Source organism: Gillisella vitis (assembly GCF_001541345.2).
GTDB classification, from domain to species: domain Bacteria; phylum Pseudomonadota; class Alphaproteobacteria; order Rhizobiales; family Rhizobiaceae; genus Allorhizobium; species Allorhizobium vitis.
This window is the reverse complement of sequence record NZ_LMVL02000014.1, coordinates 12801-33630: the sequence shown is the minus strand read 5'-3', so window position 1 is coordinate 33630 and position 20830 is coordinate 12801. Positions and strand designations below refer to the sequence as shown.

The window sequence follows — 20830 nt, the reverse complement described above, 5'->3', positions numbered from 1 at the left end:
AATGATCAGCTGTCTTTTTGCCGCCTGCCCAGCACTTTGTCGCGCAGGATGCGGGCGATATTGCGGGTGTTGCGATAGAGATGCAATTGCGCCGCCACCTGGCGGACATCGCGGTCGGCATTGCGCTTCAGGCCGATGACCATGGTTCCCATCTCTTCCCGCTCCCGCCAAAGCCGGCTCATCACCGGGTGATCGGGTACGGCGCAGGAATCGGTGCGCAGAATATTGGCATCGTCCAGATGCCATTCCGTCAATCGAGCCACCAGAAGCTTGCCGGGTGAATATCGGGCATAGCGCTCGTCATAGGCAGTCTTCCACGTATAGGCTTCGGCACCCATAATGAAGACGACCATGGAGGCAATGGCTTTTCCATCGAGATCGAGCGTATGGATGCGGACTGCATCACACTCTGCCAGGTTTGTCATCGCTTCGCGGGCAAAGGCGGCACGCAGACGGTCCATGACCAGGGCGCTGCGCTTGCGGCCTTTCCAGCCGCTGGCTTCGAGCGCCAGGAATTCCTCCATGCGCACATGCAGATCCTGCGGCTGGCGGGCGACAGAGTAGGTCAATTCGCCCTGTTGCCCCAGTAGGCGCATCTGTCGGCGCATGTCGCGCCAGTGAGACTTGCCGATGGCTTGGCGAAGATAGGTTTCTCCATCCTCCAGGCTCTCGAGCATTGGGCGCTGGTAGGGATTGGTCACAGTCAGCGGCAGGTCACGGCTGATCGCCACGGCCCGTAGTAGTTTTGTGACCGGCCCATCCATTCGCAGATCCGGCAGGACCAGCACAGAAGGCAATTTGGCTTTTGGATCGCTCAGTCCCTCGAAAAGGTTGTCCAGCGTTTCCACCGCATCCTCAGCATCGACCAGAGGCGTGCCAAGCGGGCCGAAGGGGTTGGACCAGACGCGAACAATGGATGGGCCGACCGCAAATCCGGGTTTTTCCACGGAGAAAGGCATCAGCAACCGGATCCGGCTACGGCCCTGCCGCTCGTCGCGGATCAGTGCCATGCGCACTTCACGCTCGTCCAGACGGGGGATGGCGGGGGCCAGAAACCGGGCCGAGAAGAAGACATTCTGCTCCAGCGCCCGGTTTGTCAGGTAGTCCATTTCCTGTTCAAGGTCGTAGCTGGTCTGGCGCGGATAGAGCCAAAGATCGCGACCGGGGCGCCCGACGGCAATCTGGCCATCGGCAGGGGGACGGTTGACCGGCGCGGACACGGTATGCAGAACCGGGCGCTCGGTGCTTGTGTCCCGGCTGGTCTCTTCGGTTACCGGTAATGTGTTCATATCCTACAACCTGGTTCGCTTCATGCGGACCTGTCTTGCTTCATGCGAGACAATGGGTCAGCAAAGGCAAATAAAACAATGCCAAGCGCGTAGCGCACGGCAATGTGTAACAAGATCGCTTCCACCAACATTGCCGAGGCGGCGGCCGTCGCCGCGCCCGTGAGGCCATAAAGCGGAATGAGAGTCACATTCAGCCCGATATTAGATGCTAAAGCAATCACATATAGGAGCACACACAATTTTTGTCGCCCGGCCATGGTCAGAAGCATCTCACCGGGGCCGATCAGCGCCTTTGTCAGGGCACCGGCAAACAGAATGGCCATCAATGGATAGCCTGCCGTGAAATTCGGGCCGAACAGACCAAGCAGCACTTCGCCTGCCGCCAGCACCAGAAGACCGATGATCAGCGACGGCCAGAAGCACCAGCGGGCCATTCTGCCCGCAAACATCGCCAGCGGTCTGATATCATCTTCGTTCATCAGCGCTGAAAAGCGCGGTCCCGCGGCGGCCTTGACCGCGAAATAGACGAATTGCACCAGGGCCATAGTTTTTGCCGCGGCAAAATAGATCCCGACCTGGTCGGGCGGCAGGTAAAGCCCGACCACCATGACGTCGGAATTGGTCAGCAGGAACAGAAAGCCCTCGATCAGGAAAATCGGGATGGCAACGCGAAACCAGACCATGAAATCGATCCGCCGAGGCCCTCGTAGATATTTACGCCGCAGACGCCAGTGAATGGTGGCGAACTGGCTGAGGGTCGTGACATAGGTGGCGGCAAGAGCCGCCTGCATGGCTGTGGTGGCGGTGCGTGGCGCTCCCAGCACGACAGCCAGCAGCATGAAGGCCAGGATCAGCACTGGCCGGATGATATAGGTGGGGCTGAGGGCTGCGACAGGCCAGCTATTGGCTCGCGCCGTACCATCGAGCACATCGCCCAGCGCAATCATCGGCAGTGCGAACAAGCCGAGAAACAGCGGCGTCAGATAGTAGCCGGCAATGCGATCTCCCAATAGATTCAACAGGATAAGGCCGGTTAGTGTCAGGCAGCTGGCAAGGCCAAGAGCGAAGATCCGGATGGTGACGGTGATGCCACGGATTTCAGGAATTTCATCCCTTGCGTGATATTGCGGCAGAAAGCGGATGACAGTCGAATGAAAGCCCAGGCAGGATAGATTGCCGAACAGCACGGCCAAGACCCAGACGAAAACGAAAATACCATATTCGAAATCGCCCATCAGCCGGGCCTGGACGATCTGCGAGAAAAATGCAATCGCAGCGCTGATGATGCGGATGGCAAAGGCGATCAGCGCCATGCGCTGGGCGCGGGCCACATCGTCGTGAGCGGACAAAGCGGCGAATATCCTGCGCAGCGGGCCATGCAGCCGGGCTGGCAGAAATGGTTCCAGCTTCTGGATAACCGCCATGATAAACACGCAAAACTCACAGGCATGAAGCGACAGGCGATCAGTCTTGGCAGCTTACGGTTAACAAAAGCCTGCCTCCCAGTATTTCAATCGTTTATGCCTGTGCGAAATCGGCCAACGCATCCGGCTGGCCGATTGTGTTTGTCTTACGCCAGCAGGGCGCCGTGGCAATGCTTGAAGCGCTTGCCGGAGCCGCAAGGACACATTTCATTGCGTCCAACCTTGCCCCAGGTCGAGGGATCGACGGGATTGCGGTTCTCAGGGGCGACCACGCCATCAGCGGCGGCAAATTCATCCTGGCCGGTCTGCGGATCTTCGTGGTGACCATGCATGATTGGCAGGGTCGGCTCCGGGGGAGCTTCACGGACGATTTCCACCCGCATCATCTGGGCGGTGACGCCCTCGCGCATGTTGGCGAGCAGGGCCTGGAACAGTTCGAACGCTTCCGCCTTGTATTCCTGCAAGGGATCGCGCTGGGCATAGCCACGGAAGCCCACCACCGAACGCAGGTGGTCGAGGTTGACGATATGCTCGCGCCACAGGTTGTCGATGGTCTGCAACAGCACCGACCGTTCGATATAAGCCATGATTTCCGGGCCGAAGCGCTCGGTCTTCTCAGCCATCACCTCATCGGCGGCTTTCTTGACCCGTTCGACGATATCGTCTTCAGCAATGCCTTCTTCCTGCGCCCAGTCTTCGATAGGAAGGTCGAGGTTGAGGATTCCGGTCATTGCCGTCTTCAGGCCTGCGACATCCCATTGTTCGGCATAGGCCTTTTCCGGGATATGCGTGCGCACGATGGTGTCGATCAGCTCGTGGCGCATGTCGTCGATGGTTTCAGTCAGGTCTTCGGCATCCATCAGCTCGACGCGCTGTTCGAAAATCACCTTGCGCTGGTCGTTCAGCACGTCGTCATATTTCAACAGGTTCTTGCGGATGTCGAAATTGCGTGCCTCGACCTTTTTCTGGGCCCGTTCCAGCGCCTTGTTGATCCAGGGGTGGACGATGGCTTCGCCATCCTTCAGGCCCAGCTTCTGGAGCATGCTGTCCATGCGGTCGGAGCCGAAAATCCGCATCAGGTCGTCCTGAAGCGACAGGTAGAATTTCGAACGGCCCGGGTCGCCCTGGCGGCCGGAACGGCCACGCAGTTGGTTATCGATGCGCCGGCTTTCATGGCGCTCGGTAGCGATCACGTAGAGGCCACCCGCGGCCAGTGCCTTTTCCTTCAGGGCTTTGACTTCCTCGCGGATTGCCTGTTCCTTGGCGTCGCGCTCGGGGCCAGGCTCCATGCCTTCCAGATCGCGCTCAAGTCGCATGTCGATATTGCCGCCGAGCTGAATGTCGGTACCGCGACCGGCCATGTTGGTGGCGATGGTGACGGCGCCCGGCACACCGGCCTGGGAGACGATATAGGCTTCCTGCTCGTGGTAGCGGGCATTCAGCACGCTGAAATCGGTAAATCCGCTCTGGCGCAGCATGGTGGCCAGCAGTTCGGACTTTTCAATCGAGGTTGTCCCGACCAGGACCGGCTGATTGCGCGATGCGGAGGCCTTGATTTCCTCGATGATTGCCTTGAACTTTTCTTCAAACGTCCGGTAGACTTCGTCGTCCTCGTCGATACGCAGGATCGGCAGGTTGGTCGGCACTTCGATGACGCTGAGGCCGTAGATGTCCTGGAATTCCTCGGCTTCGGTATTGGCCGTACCGGTCATCCCGGCAAGCTTGGAATACATCCGGAAATAGTTCTGGAAGGTAATCGAGGCGAGCGTCTGGTTTTCCGGCTGGATCGTTACCTTTTCCTTGGCTTCCAGCGCCTGGTGCTGGCCTTCCGAATAACGGCGGCCTGGCATCATCCGGCCTGTGAACTCGTCGATAATGACGATTTCGTCATTGCGGACGATATAGTCCTTGTCGCGCTGGAACAGCTTGTGGGCCTTCAGCGCATTGTTAATATGATGGACGATGGCGACATTTTCGACGTCATACAGCGAAACGCCTTTGAGCAGGCCAGCGTCTTTCAGCAGGTTTTCCAGCTTTTCGGTGCCGACTTCGGAGAAATTGGCCGATTTCTGCTTTTCATCGATCTCGTAGTCTTCGGCGCTCAGCATCGGAATGAAAGCGTCGATGGTGGTGTAGAGATCAGAGCGGTCGTCGAGCGGCCCGGAAATGATCAGCGGCGTCCGCGCTTCATCGACCAGGATCGAGTCCACTTCATCGACGATCGCGTAATTATGGCCGCGCTGCACCATCTGGCCGCGCTCATACTTCATGTTGTCGCGCAGGTAGTCGAAGCCAAGCTCGTTATTGGTGGCATAGGTGATGTCGCAGGCATAGGCCTCGCGGCGCTCATCGTCGTTCATGCCGTGGACGATCACGCCGGTGGTCAGCCCGAGGAAGCTGTAAAGCTTGGCCATGATGGCGGCATCGCGGCTGGCGAGATAATCATTGACCGTCACCACATGCACGCCCTTGCCAGACAGTGCGTTGAGATAGACAGCCAGCGTTGCCACCAGTGTCTTGCCTTCGCCGGTCTTCATTTCGGCAATGGCGTTTTCGTGCAGAATCATGCCGCCGATCAGCTGCACATCGAAGGGCCGCATGCCGAGCGCCCGGCGCGATGCTTCGCGCGCCACGGCAAAGGCCGGGATCAGGATGTCGTCGAGCGTCTTGCCCTTGGCAAGCTCACCCTTGAATTCCTCGGTCTTTGCGGCCAGCTCGGCATCGCTCAATGCCTTTATGCTGTCCTCCAGCGCGTTGATGGCGGCCACGCGAGGCTTGTTCCCCCGGATGCGGCGTTCATTCGAGGAGCCGAAAATTTTGCGGGCGATCCCACCAAGACTGACCATGTCCATGGTCCTTTCTGAATTCCGTCACGAGGTTGAAACCGAAGCCCCGGGTCTACTCCCGGTCGCTCACGGCCACATGACAGTGGAGATTGGCGTACCGCCTCCGGAAACTGCTCTGGACGCGGAGTTGCGTGACAGATAAGAGGGGGGTCGAATTATGTCAACGGGACAGCATGCACCACAAGTGCCACAATCGCGTGGTTTAGGGTGTTTTTGCCCCGATTGACAGTCGCAATCGGCCTCTTTACCGAAGGGTTATTACATGCTGCGTTCTCACAAACTCGTCCTGGCGGCCTGTGCCGCCCTTGTGGCGCTGTCTTCCTACGCCTATGCCGACGATGCTGTCGTCGCCAAGGTCGGCACTCTGGAAATCCATCAGTCCGAGCTGGATCTGGCGATTGCCAACCTCGATCCTCAGTTTGCCCAGATGCCAGATGACCAGAAAAAGGTTGCGGCTCTGTCTGGCGCTATCGATGTCAAGCTGCTGGCTGGCAGCGCCATCGGCGAAAAAATGCAGGACGATCCGGCCTACAAGCAGCGCATGGCTTTCATTGCCGACCGCGAATTGCACAATGCCTATTTCAAGAAGCATGTCGTTGATGTGACGACCGATGAGGAAGTCAAGGCGCGCTATGAGAAGGAAATTGCTGCTCTGCCGAAGGAGCAGGAAATTCACGCCCGTCACATTCTGGTGAAGACCGAGGATGAAGCCAAGGATGTGATCAAGCAACTGGATGCCGGCAAGGACTTTGCCGAACTGGCCAAGGAAAAATCGACCGATTCCAGCGGATCGGACGGCGGTGACCTCGGCTTCTTCTCCAAGGGCCGTATGGTGCCTGAATTCGAAGCGGCAGCGTTCGAGCTGAAGCCCGGCACCTATACCAAGACCCCTGTCAAGAGCCAGTTCGGCTTCCACGTCATCAAGGTCGAAGAGATCCGCGACGCGGCTCCGCCGAAATTCGAAGATGTGCAGCAGCAGGTTCGCCAGCTTGTGATGCGTGACAAGTATCTGGCCCTGCTGGAAAAGGCCAAGACCTCTGAAAAGGTCGAGATCGTCGATCCGGCTCTGAAGAAGGGCTATGAGGACATCAGCAAGCAGCAGGCCGATCCGGACGCAGCTGCCGCGCCGAAGCCATAAGCAAGCGCTCATTCCGCCGCATCGCGCATAGGACGCGATGCGGCGGTTTCCTTTTGTCGTTTCGTCTTTTCCGGGGCCGTTTCCAGCTATGTCAGCCAGTGTTTCTCCTCTCGCGCCAAAGAGTTTTGCCGACATGCCCGCCATTCGCGGCGTCTCCATGGCGACTGCTGCGGCGGGCATCAAATACAAGAACCGCACGGACGTGCTGCTAATGGTGTTCGACCAGCCTGCCAGCGTTGCGGGCGTGTTTACCCGGTCCAAATGCCCATCCGCACCGGTGGATTTCTGCCGGAAAAACCTCGCCCATGGCGTGGCGCGCGGCGTGGTGGTCAATTCCGGCAATGCCAATGCCTTTACCGGCACCAAAGGCCGCGCCGCGACCGAGCTGACGGCCAAATCGGCGGCATCGGCGCTCAATTGCAAAGAACATGAAATTTATCTGGCTTCGACCGGCGTGATCGGCGAGCCTTTGGACGCGACGAAATTTGCTGGCGTGCTTGATGATATGGCCCGTGATGCCAAGGGCGATTTCTGGCTGGAAGCCGCCAAGGCGATCATGACCACGGATACCTATCCGAAGGTCGCGACCCGCAGCGCTGAGATCGGCGGCGTCACTGTCACCATCAATGGCATTGCCAAGGGTGCAGGCATGATCGCGCCTGACATGGCGACCATGCTGTCCTTCGTGGTCACCGATGCCGATATCGCGCCCGCCGCCTTGCAGGCATTGCTGTCGGCGGGTGTCGGCCCAAGCTTTAATTCCGTCACGGTCGATAGCGACACCTCGACCTCCGATACGTTGATGCTGTTTGCGACCGGGGCTGCGGCCAGCGACGGTCAGTCGCGTGTTGAGACTGCCGACGACACACGTCTTGACGGGTTCCGGGCAGCGCTCAACGATCTCTTGAAGGATCTGGCCCTGCAGGTGGTGCGCGATGGCGAAGGCGCGCGCAAGATGGTGGAAGTCACCGTCAAGGGTGCTGAAAGCGATGCGGCTGCCAAGGTCATCGCGCTTTCCATCGCCAATTCGCCCTTGGTGAAGACGGCTGTTGCTGGCGAAGACGCCAATTGGGGTCGCGTGGTCATGGCGGTCGGCAAGGCCGGCGAACTGGCCGACCGGGATCGTCTGGCCATCTGGTTCGGTGACGTCCGCGTTGCTGTTAACGGTGAGCGCGACCCGGATTATTCTGAAGCGGCAGCCACAGCCGTGATGCAGGGCGAAGACATTCCGGTCACGGTCGAACTCGGGCTTGGGACGGGGACAGCCACGGTCTGGACCTGCGATCTCACCAAGGAATATGTGGCCATCAACGGGGATTATCGGAGCTGATGGCGGTGGATCAGTCACCGCACGCGCCGAACCTGCCGCAGGTCCGCAGGCTGGAAGCCGTCAGCTTTCGCGCCTGGCCCGCGGCCTCGGTTCAGTATGACGGCAGCTGGCAGGTCCGGCTGACGGGCGGACATCCGTCGAAACGGGTCAATTGCGTGGTGGCGCTGGACCGCTCCGATATCCGCGACATCCGTCTGCGACTGGAAAAGGCGGAGCGCAAATTCGAATCCTACGGCCGACCCATGGTGTTTCGCGAAACGCCATTGGCGCCGCCGCAAGTGATCGATGTGCTGCGTGAGGATGGTTGGACCCGCTTCGACGAAAGCCTTGTCATGGCGCTCGATCTGGCCGAGCTTTGCGACCTCGATGTGATGGATCACTTGCCGACCCAGGATATCGGTCGTTTCGTCGATGCCAGTCTGGCGCTGCGCAATGAGGATGCCGCGTCGAAGCCAGCGCTTGCCGAATTGATCAGCAATATCAAGCCACCGCTTGGCTTGTTTCTGATCGAGGTGCCTGACAATGGTCCGGTAGCGGCCGCCATTTGCGTGCAGGACAATGATCTCGCGGGTCTGTTGCAGCTTGCCGTGGGTGAAGCTCACCGTGGCAAGGGAACCGGTCTCGAACTGACCTATGCGGCCCTGCGCTGGGCGCGGATAAGGGGAGCCAAGAGCGCCTGGCTCCAGGTCCAGGCCGATAACGGTCCGGCTCTCTCGCTCTATCAAAAGCTCGGCTTCAAGGAAGCCTATCGCTATTGCTACTGGCGTCACGAGTCCGCAGCTAAGGCAGAGGGCGAAGAATGACAGTACCAGGGCCTCGGCCTATTCTGCTGGTTGCCGCCTGCGCTCTGTTGGACAGCGACGGACGCATTCTGCTGGCGCAAAGGCCGGAAGGAAAATCGCTGGCCGGGCTCTGGGAATTTCCCGGCGGCAAGGTGGAACCCGGCGAAACACCAGAGGAAACCCTGGTTCGCGAGCTGGAGGAAGAGCTTGGTATCGCCACGAAAATTCCCTGTCTGGCACCGCTGACCTTTGCCAGCCATACCTATGAAACGTTCCATCTGCTGATGCCGCTCTATGTTTGCCGTCGCTATGAAGGCATGCCACAGGGGCGGGAAGGCCAGGCGATCAAATGGGTCAAGGCCCGGGATCTGCGATCCTATCCGATGCCGCCAGCCGATGAGCCGCTGATCCCATTCCTGCTGGATTTGCTATAAAATTTGCCGTTTAAGAAAAATCGGAATCCGCTTCCGATTTCAGGAATTATGCAACAGGTTTGTCCTGTTGAGCGGTGTGGAATGCCGGGATAAGCCCAGCAGATGAGCCTTTGCTCACCGGTTTTTATCGTCAATTAATAGAAAGTTAATCCTCAAACCGGCATTATTACCTCATCATGCACTGGCGCTTCGTGCATCGTTTGTGTGCGTTGGGCGTCGGATGGCATGATCGCATGGGGCGCGGTATCGTTCGATAAAAAATAACGCAGTGATTTCAGGGCTTTATGGTTCTGCCGCGCAGGATTTCGTCTGCTGCGGTGTGTTGATGTCGAGACCCTCTTGGGCGCGATATCAAGAATCGAATCGGGTCTTGGGGTGAACAGCAGGGGTTTTGCATTCTCGGTGATGCAAGGTTTCCTGATTTATCTGGACGATTGTGGGGCAATCGTCCGGCGGGCTGTGGTCCGGGAAGAAGCCCTTTGGATTTTGTGAGGTTTGCGATGACGCAGAAGGATTTCGGAAAGGGCGGACGGCAGTCGCGACGTGCGACTTCCAGGTCCGGCAGAGTTGGCGTTGTCAATCTTGCCTTGCTGTTCGCCGTCACGGCCGTGGCGGTATCGCTGGTTCTGACGCCGATGCTTGCAGACAAGACCACCTCCGGCCAGTTTGCGGCGCGACCGTCTGATGTCGATCGCATGAGCACGGGCTCCATTCCCGGTGAACATGATGCCGGAAAGCGCTATACGATCCGGCGCAGCGTCTTGCAGGAGACGCCCGGTTCTGTCTGTATCGTCAATCCCGGCAATGGGGATGCATGCTGATAACCCGTGATGGTATGGGTTAGGCCGGTCAATCCTCGAAATATTTGAAAACAAAGAGGCCAAGTGTTTTGCTATGGCAAAACGCTTGCTTCGATCACTCATGCGGGGGCGCATGGTTTTAGGCTAGGGGCATGATGGGGCTTTTACGCCGGTTTTCCGGCTCGTCGGCGATTTTTCGCCAAACGTCTGGTGCAACTGCAATCGAGTATAGCCTGATCGCCGGGTTGATCGCGGTAACGCTTTATCTGGCGCTTGGCGTCTATTACGACGCGCTGGACAGGCTGTTTGATTCCATCATTGCTGCCATACCGCAAGCCTGATCGGCGGCGCTTTCAGGCTTACGGAAAACACTTGAGTGATCCTTTACGGCTTGCCGCCCAGTGCGTCGGCGAGGCGGATTTTCGCAGATCCAGGCTTGAGCGGTTTGGGCTGGCTTTCATGCGGTGCCCAGCCTGACATGTAGATGATCGAGAAACTGGCGCGAATGCGGCCATCGGCATCGCTATAGCGTTCGGCATACAGCTCGGCGGCGCGCAGGAAAAACTGCCGGGTCAGCGGTTTGCGGCTGCGGGCGGCCAGCGGATTGGCCATGCCCATCGCCTTGAGATCGCGCATCAGCGCCAGAATTCCATCATATCGCACCGTATAGGTCTCGACATCGACAACCGGAAGGGCAAAACCCGCCCGTTGCAACAATGCGCCCATGTCGCGCACATCGGCAAAGGGCATGACGCGGGGACTTGCTCCGCCGCTGATTTCGATCTCGGTCGTCAACAGCACATCGCGCAATTCGCCAAGCGTTCCCGCCCCGGGTAGCGCTGCCAGCAACAGACCGTCAGGCTGCAGCGACCGTCGCATCTGGATCAGCAGGCCCGGCATGTCATTGGCCAGATGCAGGGCAAGCGGCGACAACAGAAGATTGGCGCTCTGCTCGCCAAGTGGCAGATGCTCGATAGGGCCGGGGATCAGCGTGTCCCCCTGCCGGGCAAAGCGACTGCTGGTTTCCACCCGCTGCAATTGGTCGATCCGCCCGGTTTCCAGACAGGCCCTCCCGACCCTGCCATCCATGCCATGCAATTCGACGGCGGTTTCAAACTGGCGCTCGACCACAGCCAGCCGCTCGGTCAGTTCCTGCGCGACGATATCCAGCAGGAAACCGGCTCCGGTATCCCCTGCGTCGAAAGCACGTTCGCGGTTGCGGACGATGAGATCAGGATCGAATAGCGGCTCCACGGAAACCTCCCGGTGTTGTTTTTCGAGAAACCAAGTGCCTACTGCATAATTGCGTCAATCGGAATCGATTTGCGCAGGAAACCGCGTAATTGGGCTCGAACACTCCCGTGTTTACCCCATAGGGATTCTGGGCAGGTCTGTCCCCTTAAAGGTTCCAAGCGGCTTGAAACCGCTTGAGTGTTGAGTGCAGTATATCGCAGCTTCGCCTTTATGGTGCATTCATGGGCTTTGGGCGAGATCGGGTAGGGCATATCGGGATGATGCAGGCGAATGGAGGCAGGGTGGACCATATCCGGCAGGCCAGGGACGGAATGGTGGCCTTGGCGCATCGCGGTTTTCGGGGGACGCAAACGCTTGGTCGGTCGCTGCGCGATCTGGTCTATCCCCCCGGCTGCGCCACATGCGGCCTGCCGGTTGCCAAGGCTGGCAGCCTGTGTTCCGATTGCTGGTGCTCGGTGCGGTTCATCGAGCGGCCCTATTGTGAAATTCTCGGTCTGCCTTTCGGTTTCGATCCAGGCCAGGGCATGGTTTGCGCCGAGGCAATTGCCAATCCTCCGGTTTTCGACCGGCTGCGGGCGGCGGCTGTGCATGACGGTGCGGCGCGTGATCTGGTCCACCGGCTGAAATATGGCGACAGGACTGATCTGGCACCGATGATGGCCAATTGGATGATCCGGGCCGGTGGCCAGGAACTGCTCCGGGCCGATGCGATCCTGCCGGTGCCGCTGCATCGCTGGCGGTTGTTTTCACGGCAATATAACCAATCGGCGGAACTGGGGCGGGCCTTGGCCGGGCTTTCGAACAAGCCATTCCTGCCGGGAGTTTTGACGAGGGTGAAACGGACGCAAAAGCAAGTCGGGCTGACGGAGAAGGCGCGGGCAGACAATGTTCGTGGCGCTTTCAAAGTGGCGGAAAACCGCCGCGATCAGGTATTTGGCCGTCATCTGGTGCTGGTCGATGATGTCTATACGACAGGGGCCACGGTCAGTGCGGCGACCCGCGCGCTGAAGCGGGCGGGGGCTGTGGAGGTCACGGTCTTGACCTTTGCAATGGCACTTGTAACACCTATATGAGCTTGCAACACTGATATGACATTATCAACAATGAACCGGAGACGAGCATGGCGTCCGTGATCATCTACACGCGGAAATACTGTGAATATTGCGCCCGCGCCAAAGCGCTTCTGACCACCAAGGCTGTGGCCTTTACCGAGGTCGATGCGACGGGCAATGCGGCGCTGCGCCAGGAAATGATCGATAAATCCGGTCGCAACACCTTTCCGCAGATCTTCATCGACGGCACCCATGTCGGCGGCTGCGATGATCTGCATGCGCTGGAACGGGCCGGCAAGCTCGATCCGATGCTGGCGGCCTGAGGACATGTCATGACCATTGCGGTTGCGGCCCTGCAAATGTGCTCCGGCACCGATCTTGAAAAGAATGCGGCCACCATGGCGCGTCTGGTGCGCGAGGCGGCAGCAGCAGGGGCGATCTATGTCCAGACCCCGGAAATGACCGGGGCCTTGCAGCGTAACCGTGAAGCTTTACGGGCCATGCTGCGTGATGACGACAATGACTTGATTGCCGTGACGGCGGCCCAGCTGGCTGCGGAACTGAAGATCCATGTCCATGTCGGTTCAACAGCGATTGCCCGTGCCGATGGGATGATTGCCAATCGCGGCCTATTGTTCGGGCCGAATGGTCGCCGGATCTGCACCTATGACAAGATCCATATGTTCGATGTGGATCTGGACAATGGTGAAAGCTGGCGGGAAAGTGCCGCCTATGCCCCCGGCAAGAACGCTTGCGTGGCAGATCTGTCCTTCGCCAAGCTGGGCTTTGCGATTTGCTACGATGTGCGGTTTCCCTCGCTGTTTCGCACCGAAGCCATGGCGGGTGCCGACATTCTGACGGTGCCAGCAGCCTTCACCCGGCAGACCGGCGAGGCGCATTGGCATATCCTGCTCAGGGCGCGGGCCATCGAGAATGGCGCTTTCGTGATCGCCGCCGCCCAGGGCGGCACCCACGAGGACGGACGCGAAACCTATGGCCATTCGCTGATCATCGATCCCTGGGGGAAAATCCTGGCGGAAGGCCCGGCGGCGGGCGAGGCCGTGGTGATGGCCGAGATCGATCTCGAGTCCGTCAAGGCGGCACGGATGAAGATCCCCAACCTCAAGAATGGCCGCGACTTCAATCTCGACATGGTTCCAACGCTCGCCAAGGGAGGGCAGACGGTTTGATCCGCTATTCCCTCATCTGCGACCAGGCCCATGAATTCGAGGGCTGGTTTGCGCAAAGCGACGATTTCGACCGCCAGAAAGCCAGCGGCTTTTTGACCTGCCCGGTTTGTTCTTCCGCCTCGATTTCCAAAAGCCTGATGGCGCCGATGGTGTCGACGGCGCGCGGCAAGGAAGAGCGGCAGAAGGTAGCCTATGACGCTGCCCAGCGTGAAGCTTTCATGAAATTGAAGGAGGCGGTTGCGACCGTCAGGGCCAATAGCGAAGATGTTGGCGAGCGGTTTCCCGAAGAGGCCCGTAAGATCCATTACGGCGAGGCCGATGCCCGCGGGATTATCGGCAATGCCAGCCCAGACGAGGCGCGCGCCCTGATCGAGGAAGGCATCGAAATAGCGCCCCTGCCGGTTCTGCCTGACGATGTGAATTGAGCATGCCGTCCACCCATTATCTCGCACTTTATAATTTCGGCTTGCATGTCGCGCCATCCGGAGATCCGGCCATTCAGGGTTTTGTCGATCGCGAGCCCCTTAATTTTGAGGCCGCTAGGCGCTCCCTGGGGTTTATCGACCGTTCGGGTTATGAGGGCGAACCGGGACCGGAGAGCTGGGGCGTGCAGGTGTTTCCGCGTTTTATGGAAGGCAGCGGCTTTACCTCCGGTCCATCATCTCTTTCGCTCTGGCAAGACCCGGAGACGCTGATGGCCTTCTCCTATAATGGGGTCCATGCTGACGCCTTGAAACACGCGCGCCACTGGAATGTGAAGCAGACTTGGCCTTCTTTGGTGCTCTGGTGGGTGCCAGTTGGCAGCAGGCCGCAATGGTCGGATGGTGTGGAAAGGCTCGAGCATCTCGCCGATCACGGCCCGACGCCCTTCGGCTTCACGTTCAAGCAGGCTTTCGCTTGGGATGGTACATCCTATCATCTTGACCGAGCGCGAATAAAGCGGCTTGCCACCGACAATTGCGCCCGCCAGCAGGACTTGCTGGAACGCCTTGCCTCAATGCCGGTATGAGATGGTTCACTCTGGGGTGGACGTCGGCCTGCGGGTCAGCATCATGTAATTGACATCGGTGTCGGTGGACAGGTTCCACTGGTTCTGGAATGGGTTGAAAAATACGCCGACGGTCTCGGTCACGTCCATGCCTGCGCCCAGGATCGGCTTTTCCAACTCTTCCGGGCGCACCAGTTTTTCATATTGATGGGTGCCACGCGGCAGCCAGCGCAGCACATATTCGCAGGCGCCGATGGCGAGTGCCGCAGCCTTCAAGGTGCGGTTGATGGTCGAAATTAGCATGATTCCGCCAGGGCGCACCATGGAGGCGCAGGTGGAGATGAAATACTCGACATCGGCGACATGTTCGACCACTTCCATATTCAGCACGATATCGAAGCTTTCGCCAGCAGCGGCCAGGGCCTCGGCGGTGACGGCGCGGTAATCCACGCTCACGCCGGTCTGGGCGGCATGAGTCTGGGCAATGCCGATATTCTTGGCCGAGGCATCAGCGCCTAATACATTGGCGCCCATGCGAGCAATGGGTTCCGACAGCAAGCCGCCGCCACAGCCGATGTCGAGAACCCGCAGGCCCGATAGCGGCTGATTGGAGCGTGGATCGCGCTGATAATTTTCGCAGGCTTTGTCGCGGATATAGGCAAGACGCACCGGATTGATCTTGTGCAGCGGCTTGAATTTGCCGGTGGGGTCCCACCATTCGGCAGCCATGGCGGAAAAGCGGTCGACCTCGGCCTGATCGATGGTGCTCTTGGCGGTCTCGCTCATCGGGTTCTCCTGACTGTGCTGCATTCCATAGCTTTGTTGATTCGGGGCCTTGTTGATCCGGGCGGATATCTCAAGGCTCACTACCGTGTTTTGCGCTGCCGCGCCATCCTTGAGGTGCAGCCGCTGCGACCTCTCTTGCGTGAGGTCGGACGATCCGGGCTTAAAGTCAAGGGTGAGCGACACTTTGTCATCTCTATAAAAATGGGGTCATCTTGAAATGGCCCGCTCCTAAAAACATGCCGCCTCAAAAAAGCCGGAGGACATTGCTTGACATAAGCGGGTCAAGTGCGGGTGGGGGCGCTGGGTGGAACAAATTGCTCCTGATGGCGTTACCATGCCGCATGAACCCAATTCCAATTGGCGGGACAAGCCAAGGTCAGGGACGGCCAAGGAGATCAGATCGATGAAACCACTTTACCTGTCGGCCTTTGCAGGGCTGATGGCAGTTGCCTTGCCGGCTGCCGCTGAGGCGGCCCAGGCATTTGCAACCGCGAATGTTAACTTGCGGGCTGGGCCCAGCACACAATATCCACCTGTTCTGGTCGTTCCAGCCGGTAATTCCGTACGGATCTTTGGCTGCCTGTCTTCGGCCAATTGGTGCGATGTCGGATACGCGGGCTATCGCGGCTGGATTTCTGGCAGCTATTTGCAGACCCAATATTCCAACCGCCGGGTCTATGTCGATCCGGATTATTATCAGCCGCTCGGCATTCCGACCGTGACCTTCCAGGTCGACAATTATTGGGATCGTTATTATCGCGGCCGCGATTTCTATCGCGAGCGGGATCGCTGGCGCCGTGCGCCGCCACCGCCGCCGGTCTGGCGCCGCGATGGTCCCCCGCCGCGCTTCATGGGTGGTGATGCTCCCCCGCCGCCTCCGGGCGGACCGGACATGGATCGCCGTCGTGGACCCGACCCAAGGATGCAGGATCCGAGAATGGACGGCGACCGTGACCGGATGATGCGCGACGATCGGCAGAGGCCCCGCCCGGATGATCGTCGTCCAGATGATCGCAGGCAAGATGACAGGCGGCCAGACGACCGGCGCCCGGATGACAGGCGTCCTGACAACAGAGGCCCGGATAACATGCGCCCCGGTGATATGCGTCCAGGCGATCAGCGTCGTGACCAGATGCAGCCGCCACAAGGCCAGCGTCCTGATCGGCCAGACCGCAACGCGCCGGATGGAAACCGTCCACCACCGCCGCCGCCGCCAGCGCCAGGTCAGGCTGCCCCGCCTCCTCCGCCGCCACCGGGTGCAGCCTGTGCGCCAAACACACCGAATTGCCCGCCACGGTAATCGGCACGGACACAGGATACAGATATTGAAAAGGGCCGCTTTATGCGGCCCTTTTTCATGCGGTTAATTTAAAATCTTGTTGCGTACCCTATACCGCGCAAAGGTCGAGTAGGGTGTGAGCAACGCTCCTTGCTGTATCAATCCAGCTTGCGGGTTTTCAGTCGATCAAGAAGCAGTTTGGCCAGGGCTTCATAGTCGCCATCGAAATGGTGACCACCCTCCAGTTTGACGACATCGACCTTCTTGGGGTCGAGCTTGTGGCAACCATCGTCTTCTTCGTCATCGGCCCCGTAAAGGCATTGCACCAGGCCCGCTGGCATTTTGGCGACTTCCTTGGTCGGGTCACCGCCAGCGCCGCTGCTTTTCGCACCCAGCCAGCCGGTTACGGAAATCTCGAAATCGGATGCCTGTGACATGGACAGGAGCGAGACCTGGTTGATTTTCTGGCGGATATTGTCTGGCAGGAGATTATAGACCGGCGGGCTAATGTCCGCGCCGAAGGAGAAGCCGACCAGCATCACATGCTTGACTTTCCAGCGTTTGGTAAAGGCGGTGATGATGCGAGCGAGATCGTCTGCGGTTTCCTGCGGTTTGCGCTCCGACCAGAAATAGCGCAGCGAATCGACGCCGACGACCGGCAGGCCTTCACTCTGGAAATAAGAGGCCATTTCGCTATCGATATCGCGCCAGCCACCGTCGCCGGAATAGATGATCGCCATCGTATCGAAGGCGGGCTTGTCGACCTCCATCAGCGTCAGCGGCAAGCCAAGTGGTGAGGCCTCCTTGGCGGTGGCCGCGATCATCACGTCGATGCCATCCGAAAGGGTCTGGTCGGCGGGCTTCTGACTGTCGGCCACGTCGATGTCGGAATGGTCCTTCAGGAGATCAGTCACATGGGCACGCCCGGCAGGATCGGCCGAGGGCGAAAAACGGACGCTGGCCGGATCGGGAAGCGCGCCATCGGTCAGGCCATAGACAATGCCGCCGTTCTTTTCAGTCTTGACCGCCGGGGTGCAGAATTGGTCGGGCAGGGGAATGACCTCGCCGGGATCGACCGCCAGCGTTTCGCCGATGGTCGCGTTGGGGGTCTGGGCCAGGATCGCCAGGGCCAATGTGCCGCCTTCACCGATGCCCGCCACCAGCGGCGGCAGGTAATCCGCACCGCCGACATGCCGCTGGATCTGATGGGACAGGTCCTCGATATCGGACACAGTATAGATGCAATCGTCCTCATCGGATGACTTCAGGTCGGCTTGCAGGGATTGCAGATAGCGCGGTGTATCGATGCCGACGACAATCGAGCCGTTGCTGCGCAATCTTTCGGCTTCGGTCTTCATCTTGTCGCTCCAGCCGTCCTTGTCGGACAGTAGGAAAACGATGGATTTCGGTTTGTCGTCCGGCATGGCAATGACCGGATCAGGTATCGTGCCTGTTTCGTATTTTGGATCATCGGCCAGGGCTGGCTGCACGAAAACGGCCGTGGACGATGCCCATGCCAGAACGCTGGCGGCCAGACAATTGCGGGCCAGACTGCCCTTGGTGAGACGAGAAGTTGACGATTTCATTTCTTTACCACGCCTTTCAGACCGCCACCGATCAGGAGAGTTGCGTCCAGGAGCGCGATGACCGGACTGAGGCCGCCTGACACGGCGAGATAGCGGGGTTGCCATTCGGGATGAAACTTTGTCTTGAAAGCCCGAAGCCCCTTGAAGTTGTAGAAGCGCTCACCATGCTCATAGAATGTGTTGGCAATGCGATCCCAGACCGGGGCCACATCGCGTCTCGACAGGCCCGATAGCGGCGCCATGCCAAGGTTGAAATGTTCATATCCTTCGCTGCGCAGATGGGTCAGCAGGCTGACGAACAGATAGTCCATCGATCCCTTCGGCGCCTCCGGCGAAAAGCGCATCAGGTCGATGGAGGATTCGGCCTTGGTTTCCGTCACCAGGATATTGGCAAAAGCGACGATCCGGCCTTCGAAGCGGAGCACGATCACCGGCTGGCTCAGGATATAGTCATTGGTGAATGCGCCGAGGGAAAAGCCCTTTTCCTTGGCGCGGTGCTGGGCAAGCCAGCCGTCCGACACACTACGCAGATCCTCGAGAATGCTTGGTACGTCGGTGAGTGGGATGATGTCATAACTCAGCCCGTCGCGCTCGGCCTTGGCGGCGCTCTGGCGCAGATTGGCCCATTTTCCGCCCTTCAGGTCGAAGCGAGAGAGATCGACGACCGCCAGTTCTCCCAGTTTGAACGCCTGCATGCCGGCATCGGCAATGGCGGGCAACAGTACGGGGGAGGCCTGGTAGAAGACGGCCCGGCAGCCAGCCAGACGAGCCGATTCGACAAATTGCCAAACCAGTTCGTCGCGGGACTTTTTCGGACCGACCGGATCGAGAAAAGCGATCCACGAGCGGCCCTGCTTGCCATACATCAGGAAAGCCTGGCCATCGGGTGAAAACATCACGGCCTTGTCGCCAGTGCGCACCAGATTGCTATCGGCCACATCCGACTTGCTGAGAATGGCGACAGCCTTCTCGATATCTTCCGGGCTTGACGGTGTCACCGCGGGCGCTGCGGGGCGCAACAGGCTGAAGACCGCCAGCGCCGACGAGAAGATCGTCAGGCCCAGCATGGCGCGCAGCGAGCGCGGCGCTTCTTCTGAAAACTCGAATTCCCACCAGAGCGATCGGGTGTAATCGACATCGCGGTAGACGAAGAACAGAATGAAGCAGGCAAAAATGCAGATCAGGGCGATGGCAGTCAGCCAGGACGAGGTCAGCACCTGGCGAAACAGCGAGGCGGGGCGAATGAACAGCCGCTTGCTGGCGAACAGGCCGATCAGCAGGATAGCCAGCGCCGAGGCTTCCAGCACCGCAAAGGCTTTCAGCAGTGACAGGACCAGGGCGGTTGAGGCTCCGACCATGGCCGCCCACCACGCGCCGTCCAGCCGCTGGGCAAGGCCGCGCGCCGCGATGACCAGAAACAGCCCGAGCAAGCTGGTGAAGAAATGCGCGCCTTCCACCACGGGCAGCGGCACGATGTTTTGCAGGAATTCCAGATTGCTTTCCGGCGTCGGTGTGACGCTGGAGAAAATCAGCATGACGCCGAGAATGAAGGTCAGGGCACCCAGAAGTGCCGGTGATATTCGGGCCGCGGTGCGCCCAACCCCCGCCAGCGCCGGGGTTTTGGAATAATGGCGCAGCTCGGTGATCGTCACCAATACGATGGCCAGAATCAGCGGCAAAACATAATAGATCAGGCGGTAGACCACCAGCGAGGCGAGCACCGCGTCAATGTTGGTGGTCGGGCCAAGGGCGGCGATGATGACGGTTTCAAATACGCCGATACCGGCAGGCACATGGCTCAGCACACCGATGCCGATGGCAATGGAATAGATCGCAAAGAAGGCCGGCCAGGAAATGGCGGCCTGTTCCGGCAAGAGCGCATAGACGACTGAGGCGGAAAAGGCCAGATCGGCCACGGTGACCAGAAACTGCCGCGACAGGGTCGGGGTATCGGCCATCCGCAGCGTCACGCCGGCAAAGGTCAGGCTGCGGCGCTGGCCGATGACGATCAACACAGCAAAGCCCAGGACGATGGCAATCGCCAGGCCACGCAGCCAGAGCGGGCTGATATTCAGCAGCGGCGCGATTTCTGACGACATTGGAATAAGCGACAGGGCGGTGACGGCGGCAAGTCCCAGGCTGAAGGACAGGGTAACGAAGGCGATGACCCGGCCGATTTCATCCGGGGCAAGGCCTGCCCGCGAATAGGCCCTGTAGCGGATCGCGCCGCCCGACAGCATGCCGAAGCCTGCCGCGTTGCCAACCGCATAGGCACTGAACGCGGTTAGGGCCACTTCCGCCATCGGGCGTTTGCGGCCAATGAATTCCATGGCGTTCCAGTCGTAGAGACACAGCGACAGGAAGCTGAGCGCGGTAAACACCACTGCCAGCAGGATCTGGTCATAGCCGGTGGTGGCCATGGCCGAGACGACGTCGTCATAGCTGACTTCCTCCGTCAGCCGGTAGATCGCCAGCGCCACGGCGGCGAAAATGACCAGCGTGAACACGGCGGCAATCGCCCTGCCGTAATCGGCAAGGGCTGCCCGCCATCCGGACCTGGTCGGCGGCTCCGCGCTTTCCTGGCTCTCGGATTGTATTTCGGCTGCCATGCGATCGTCCCTTTCATTGACTGCTTTTGCCTGCCGCGACCGG

At 59.5% G+C, this 20830-nt stretch carries 19 protein-coding genes; 12 read left to right on the top strand and 7 right to left on the bottom strand.

Annotated elements, in window-relative coordinates:
• Nucleotides 1-5 precede the first annotated feature (5 nt).
• The 3 genes from ASB66_RS25670 to secA form a co-directional block, all read right to left on the bottom strand.
• A complete protein-coding gene (locus ASB66_RS25670) occupies nucleotides 6-1289 on the bottom strand; it encodes a GNAT family N-acetyltransferase (protein ID WP_060718024.1) in 1284 nt (427 codons plus the stop codon).
• A gap of 20 nt (nucleotides 1290-1309) precedes the next feature.
• Nucleotides 1310-2713, bottom strand: coding sequence for a lipopolysaccharide biosynthesis protein (locus tag ASB66_RS25665; protein WP_081089035.1), 1404 nt, complete (start codon nucleotides 2711-2713; stop codon nucleotides 1310-1312).
• Between the two features lie 146 nt (nucleotides 2714-2859).
• Entirely contained in the window at nucleotides 2860-5559 is a 2700-nt protein-coding gene (gene secA / locus ASB66_RS25660) for a preprotein translocase subunit SecA (protein ID WP_060718045.1), read from the bottom strand.
• A gap of 262 nt (nucleotides 5560-5821) precedes the next feature.
• On the opposite strand from secA, the gene ASB66_RS25655 reads away from it, so the two are divergent.
• The 6 genes from ASB66_RS25655 to ASB66_RS25630 all read left to right on the top strand — a co-directional run bounded on the left by ASB66_RS25655 (nucleotide 5822) and on the right by ASB66_RS25630 (nucleotide 10384).
• Nucleotides 5822-6697: a peptidylprolyl isomerase gene (locus tag ASB66_RS25655; protein WP_060718026.1), complete on the top strand. Its 876-nt coding sequence runs from the start codon at nucleotides 5822-5824 to the stop codon at nucleotides 6695-6697.
• A gap of 88 nt (nucleotides 6698-6785) precedes the next feature.
• The gene (argJ, locus tag ASB66_RS25650; protein WP_060718046.1) at nucleotides 6786-8027 is read left to right on the top strand and encodes a bifunctional glutamate N-acetyltransferase/amino-acid acetyltransferase ArgJ; all 1242 of its coding nucleotides are present in this window, start codon (nucleotides 6786-6788) and stop codon (nucleotides 8025-8027) included.
• The gene (locus ASB66_RS25645; RefSeq protein WP_060718027.1) at nucleotides 8027-8830 is read left to right on the top strand and encodes a GNAT family N-acetyltransferase; all 804 of its coding nucleotides are present in this window, start codon (nucleotides 8027-8029) and stop codon (nucleotides 8828-8830) included. The genes argJ and ASB66_RS25645 overlap by 1 nt, the downstream gene beginning before the upstream one ends.
• Nucleotides 8827-9243: an 8-oxo-dGTP diphosphatase MutT gene (mutT, locus tag ASB66_RS25640; protein ID WP_060718028.1), complete on the top strand. Its 417-nt coding sequence runs from the start codon at nucleotides 8827-8829 to the stop codon at nucleotides 9241-9243. The genes ASB66_RS25645 and mutT overlap by 4 nt, the downstream gene beginning before the upstream one ends.
• A gap of 500 nt (nucleotides 9244-9743) precedes the next feature.
• Complete coding sequence (locus ASB66_RS25635; RefSeq protein WP_060718029.1) at nucleotides 9744-10064, top strand: hypothetical protein; 321 nt, start codon at nucleotides 9744-9746, stop codon at nucleotides 10062-10064.
• 131 nt (nucleotides 10065-10195) lie between these two features.
• The gene (locus ASB66_RS25630) at nucleotides 10196-10384 is read left to right on the top strand and encodes a Flp family type IVb pilin (protein ID WP_060718030.1); all 189 of its coding nucleotides are present in this window, start codon (nucleotides 10196-10198) and stop codon (nucleotides 10382-10384) included.
• A gap of 43 nt (nucleotides 10385-10427) precedes the next feature.
• Here the strand turns inward: ASB66_RS25630 and ASB66_RS25625 are convergent, their stop codons facing one another.
• Nucleotides 10428-11297 (bottom strand): methyltransferase domain-containing protein, encoded by an 870-nt coding sequence (locus ASB66_RS25625; RefSeq protein WP_060718031.1) that lies wholly within the window; start codon nucleotides 11295-11297, stop codon nucleotides 10428-10430.
• 311 nt (nucleotides 11298-11608) lie between these two features.
• Here ASB66_RS25625 and ASB66_RS25620 point away from each other — a divergent pair, with 311 nt between their 5' ends.
• Genes ASB66_RS25620 through ASB66_RS25600 form a run of 5 tightly spaced genes read left to right on the top strand, consistent with a single transcriptional unit; the run spans nucleotide 11609 to nucleotide 14548 of the window.
• Entirely contained in the window at nucleotides 11609-12370 is a 762-nt protein-coding gene (locus ASB66_RS25620) for a ComF family protein (RefSeq protein WP_060718047.1), read from the top strand.
• Nucleotides 12371-12417: 47 nt separating this feature from the next.
• The gene (gene grxC / locus ASB66_RS25615; RefSeq protein WP_060718032.1) at nucleotides 12418-12672 is read left to right on the top strand and encodes a glutaredoxin 3; all 255 of its coding nucleotides are present in this window, start codon (nucleotides 12418-12420) and stop codon (nucleotides 12670-12672) included.
• A 9-nt stretch (nucleotides 12673-12681) separates the two neighbouring features.
• Nucleotides 12682-13539, top strand: coding sequence for a carbon-nitrogen hydrolase family protein (locus ASB66_RS25610; RefSeq protein ID WP_060718033.1), 858 nt, complete (start codon nucleotides 12682-12684; stop codon nucleotides 13537-13539).
• Nucleotides 13536-13964: a DUF1178 family protein gene (locus ASB66_RS25605; RefSeq protein WP_060718034.1), complete on the top strand. Its 429-nt coding sequence runs from the start codon at nucleotides 13536-13538 to the stop codon at nucleotides 13962-13964. The genes ASB66_RS25610 and ASB66_RS25605 overlap by 4 nt, the downstream gene beginning before the upstream one ends.
• Nucleotides 13965-13966: 2 nt before the next feature.
• Nucleotides 13967-14548 (top strand): DUF3291 domain-containing protein, encoded by a 582-nt coding sequence (locus ASB66_RS25600; protein WP_060718035.1) that lies wholly within the window; start codon nucleotides 13967-13969, stop codon nucleotides 14546-14548.
• A 6-nt stretch (nucleotides 14549-14554) separates the two neighbouring features.
• Here the strand turns inward: ASB66_RS25600 and ubiG are convergent, their stop codons facing one another.
• The gene (gene ubiG / locus ASB66_RS25595) at nucleotides 14555-15313 is read right to left on the bottom strand and encodes a bifunctional 2-polyprenyl-6-hydroxyphenol methylase/3-demethylubiquinol 3-O-methyltransferase UbiG (RefSeq protein ID WP_060718036.1); all 759 of its coding nucleotides are present in this window, start codon (nucleotides 15311-15313) and stop codon (nucleotides 14555-14557) included.
• Between the two features lie 403 nt (nucleotides 15314-15716).
• Between ubiG and ASB66_RS25590 the strand changes: the two genes are divergently transcribed.
• Nucleotides 15717-16613 carry an SH3 domain-containing protein gene (locus tag ASB66_RS25590; protein WP_081089036.1) on the top strand — a complete coding sequence of 299 codons (897 nt, stop codon included), beginning with the start codon at nucleotides 15717-15719 and terminating at the stop codon, nucleotides 16611-16613.
• Between the two features lie 137 nt (nucleotides 16614-16750).
• Here the strand turns inward: ASB66_RS25590 and ASB66_RS25585 are convergent, their stop codons facing one another.
• Both ASB66_RS25585 and mprF read right to left on the bottom strand, forming a co-directional pair.
• The gene (locus tag ASB66_RS25585; protein WP_060718037.1) at nucleotides 16751-18178 is read right to left on the bottom strand and encodes a virulence factor family protein; all 1428 of its coding nucleotides are present in this window, start codon (nucleotides 18176-18178) and stop codon (nucleotides 16751-16753) included.
• Nucleotides 18175-20787, bottom strand: a complete 2613-nt coding sequence (gene mprF, locus ASB66_RS25580; protein ID WP_060718038.1) for a bifunctional lysylphosphatidylglycerol flippase/synthetase MprF — start codon at nucleotides 20785-20787, stop codon at nucleotides 18175-18177. Before mprF ends, ASB66_RS25585 begins: the two co-directional genes overlap by 4 nt.
• Between the last annotated feature and the right edge of the window lie 43 nt (nucleotides 20788-20830).

What these genes read in the sequence shown, in the direction of transcription:
- mutT (WP_060718028.1), top strand. Translation starts at nt 8,827, where the DNA reads ATGACAGTACCAGGGCCTCGGCCTATTCTGCTGGTTGCCGCCTGCGCT.
- ASB66_RS25610 (WP_060718033.1), top strand. Translation starts at nt 12,682, where the DNA reads ATGACCATTGCGGTTGCGGCCCTGCAAATGTGCTCCGGCACCGATCTT.
- ASB66_RS25630 (WP_060718030.1), top strand. Translation starts at nt 10,196, where the DNA reads ATGATGGGGCTTTTACGCCGGTTTTCCGGCTCGTCGGCGATTTTTCGC.
- ubiG (WP_060718036.1), bottom strand. Translation starts at nt 15,313, where the DNA reads ATGAGCGAGACCGCCAAGAGCACCATCGATCAGGCCGAGGTCGACCGC.
- ASB66_RS25655 (WP_060718026.1), top strand. Translation starts at nt 5,822, where the DNA reads ATGCTGCGTTCTCACAAACTCGTCCTGGCGGCCTGTGCCGCCCTTGTG.
- ASB66_RS25670 (WP_060718024.1), bottom strand. Translation starts at nt 1,289, where the DNA reads ATGAACACATTACCGGTAACCGAAGAGACCAGCCGGGACACAAGCACC.
- ASB66_RS25620 (WP_060718047.1), top strand. Translation starts at nt 11,609, where the DNA reads ATGGTGGCCTTGGCGCATCGCGGTTTTCGGGGGACGCAAACGCTTGGT.
- ASB66_RS25590 (WP_081089036.1), top strand. Translation starts at nt 15,717, where the DNA reads ATGAAACCACTTTACCTGTCGGCCTTTGCAGGGCTGATGGCAGTTGCC.
- secA (WP_060718045.1), bottom strand. Translation starts at nt 5,559, where the DNA reads ATGGTCAGTCTTGGTGGGATCGCCCGCAAAATTTTCGGCTCCTCGAAT.
- ASB66_RS25635 (WP_060718029.1), top strand. Translation starts at nt 9,744, where the DNA reads ATGACGCAGAAGGATTTCGGAAAGGGCGGACGGCAGTCGCGACGTGCG.
- ASB66_RS25665 (WP_081089035.1), bottom strand. Translation starts at nt 2,713, where the DNA reads ATGGCGGTTATCCAGAAGCTGGAACCATTTCTGCCAGCCCGGCTGCAT.
- ASB66_RS25645 (WP_060718027.1), top strand. Translation starts at nt 8,027, where the DNA reads ATGGCGGTGGATCAGTCACCGCACGCGCCGAACCTGCCGCAGGTCCGC.
- ASB66_RS25585 (WP_060718037.1), bottom strand. Translation starts at nt 18,178, where the DNA reads ATGAAATCGTCAACTTCTCGTCTCACCAAGGGCAGTCTGGCCCGCAAT.
- argJ (WP_060718046.1), top strand. Translation starts at nt 6,786, where the DNA reads ATGTCAGCCAGTGTTTCTCCTCTCGCGCCAAAGAGTTTTGCCGACATG.
- grxC (WP_060718032.1), top strand. Translation starts at nt 12,418, where the DNA reads ATGGCGTCCGTGATCATCTACACGCGGAAATACTGTGAATATTGCGCC.
- ASB66_RS25600 (WP_060718035.1), top strand. Translation starts at nt 13,967, where the DNA reads ATGCCGTCCACCCATTATCTCGCACTTTATAATTTCGGCTTGCATGTC.
- mprF (WP_060718038.1), bottom strand. Translation starts at nt 20,787, where the DNA reads ATGGCAGCCGAAATACAATCCGAGAGCCAGGAAAGCGCGGAGCCGCCG.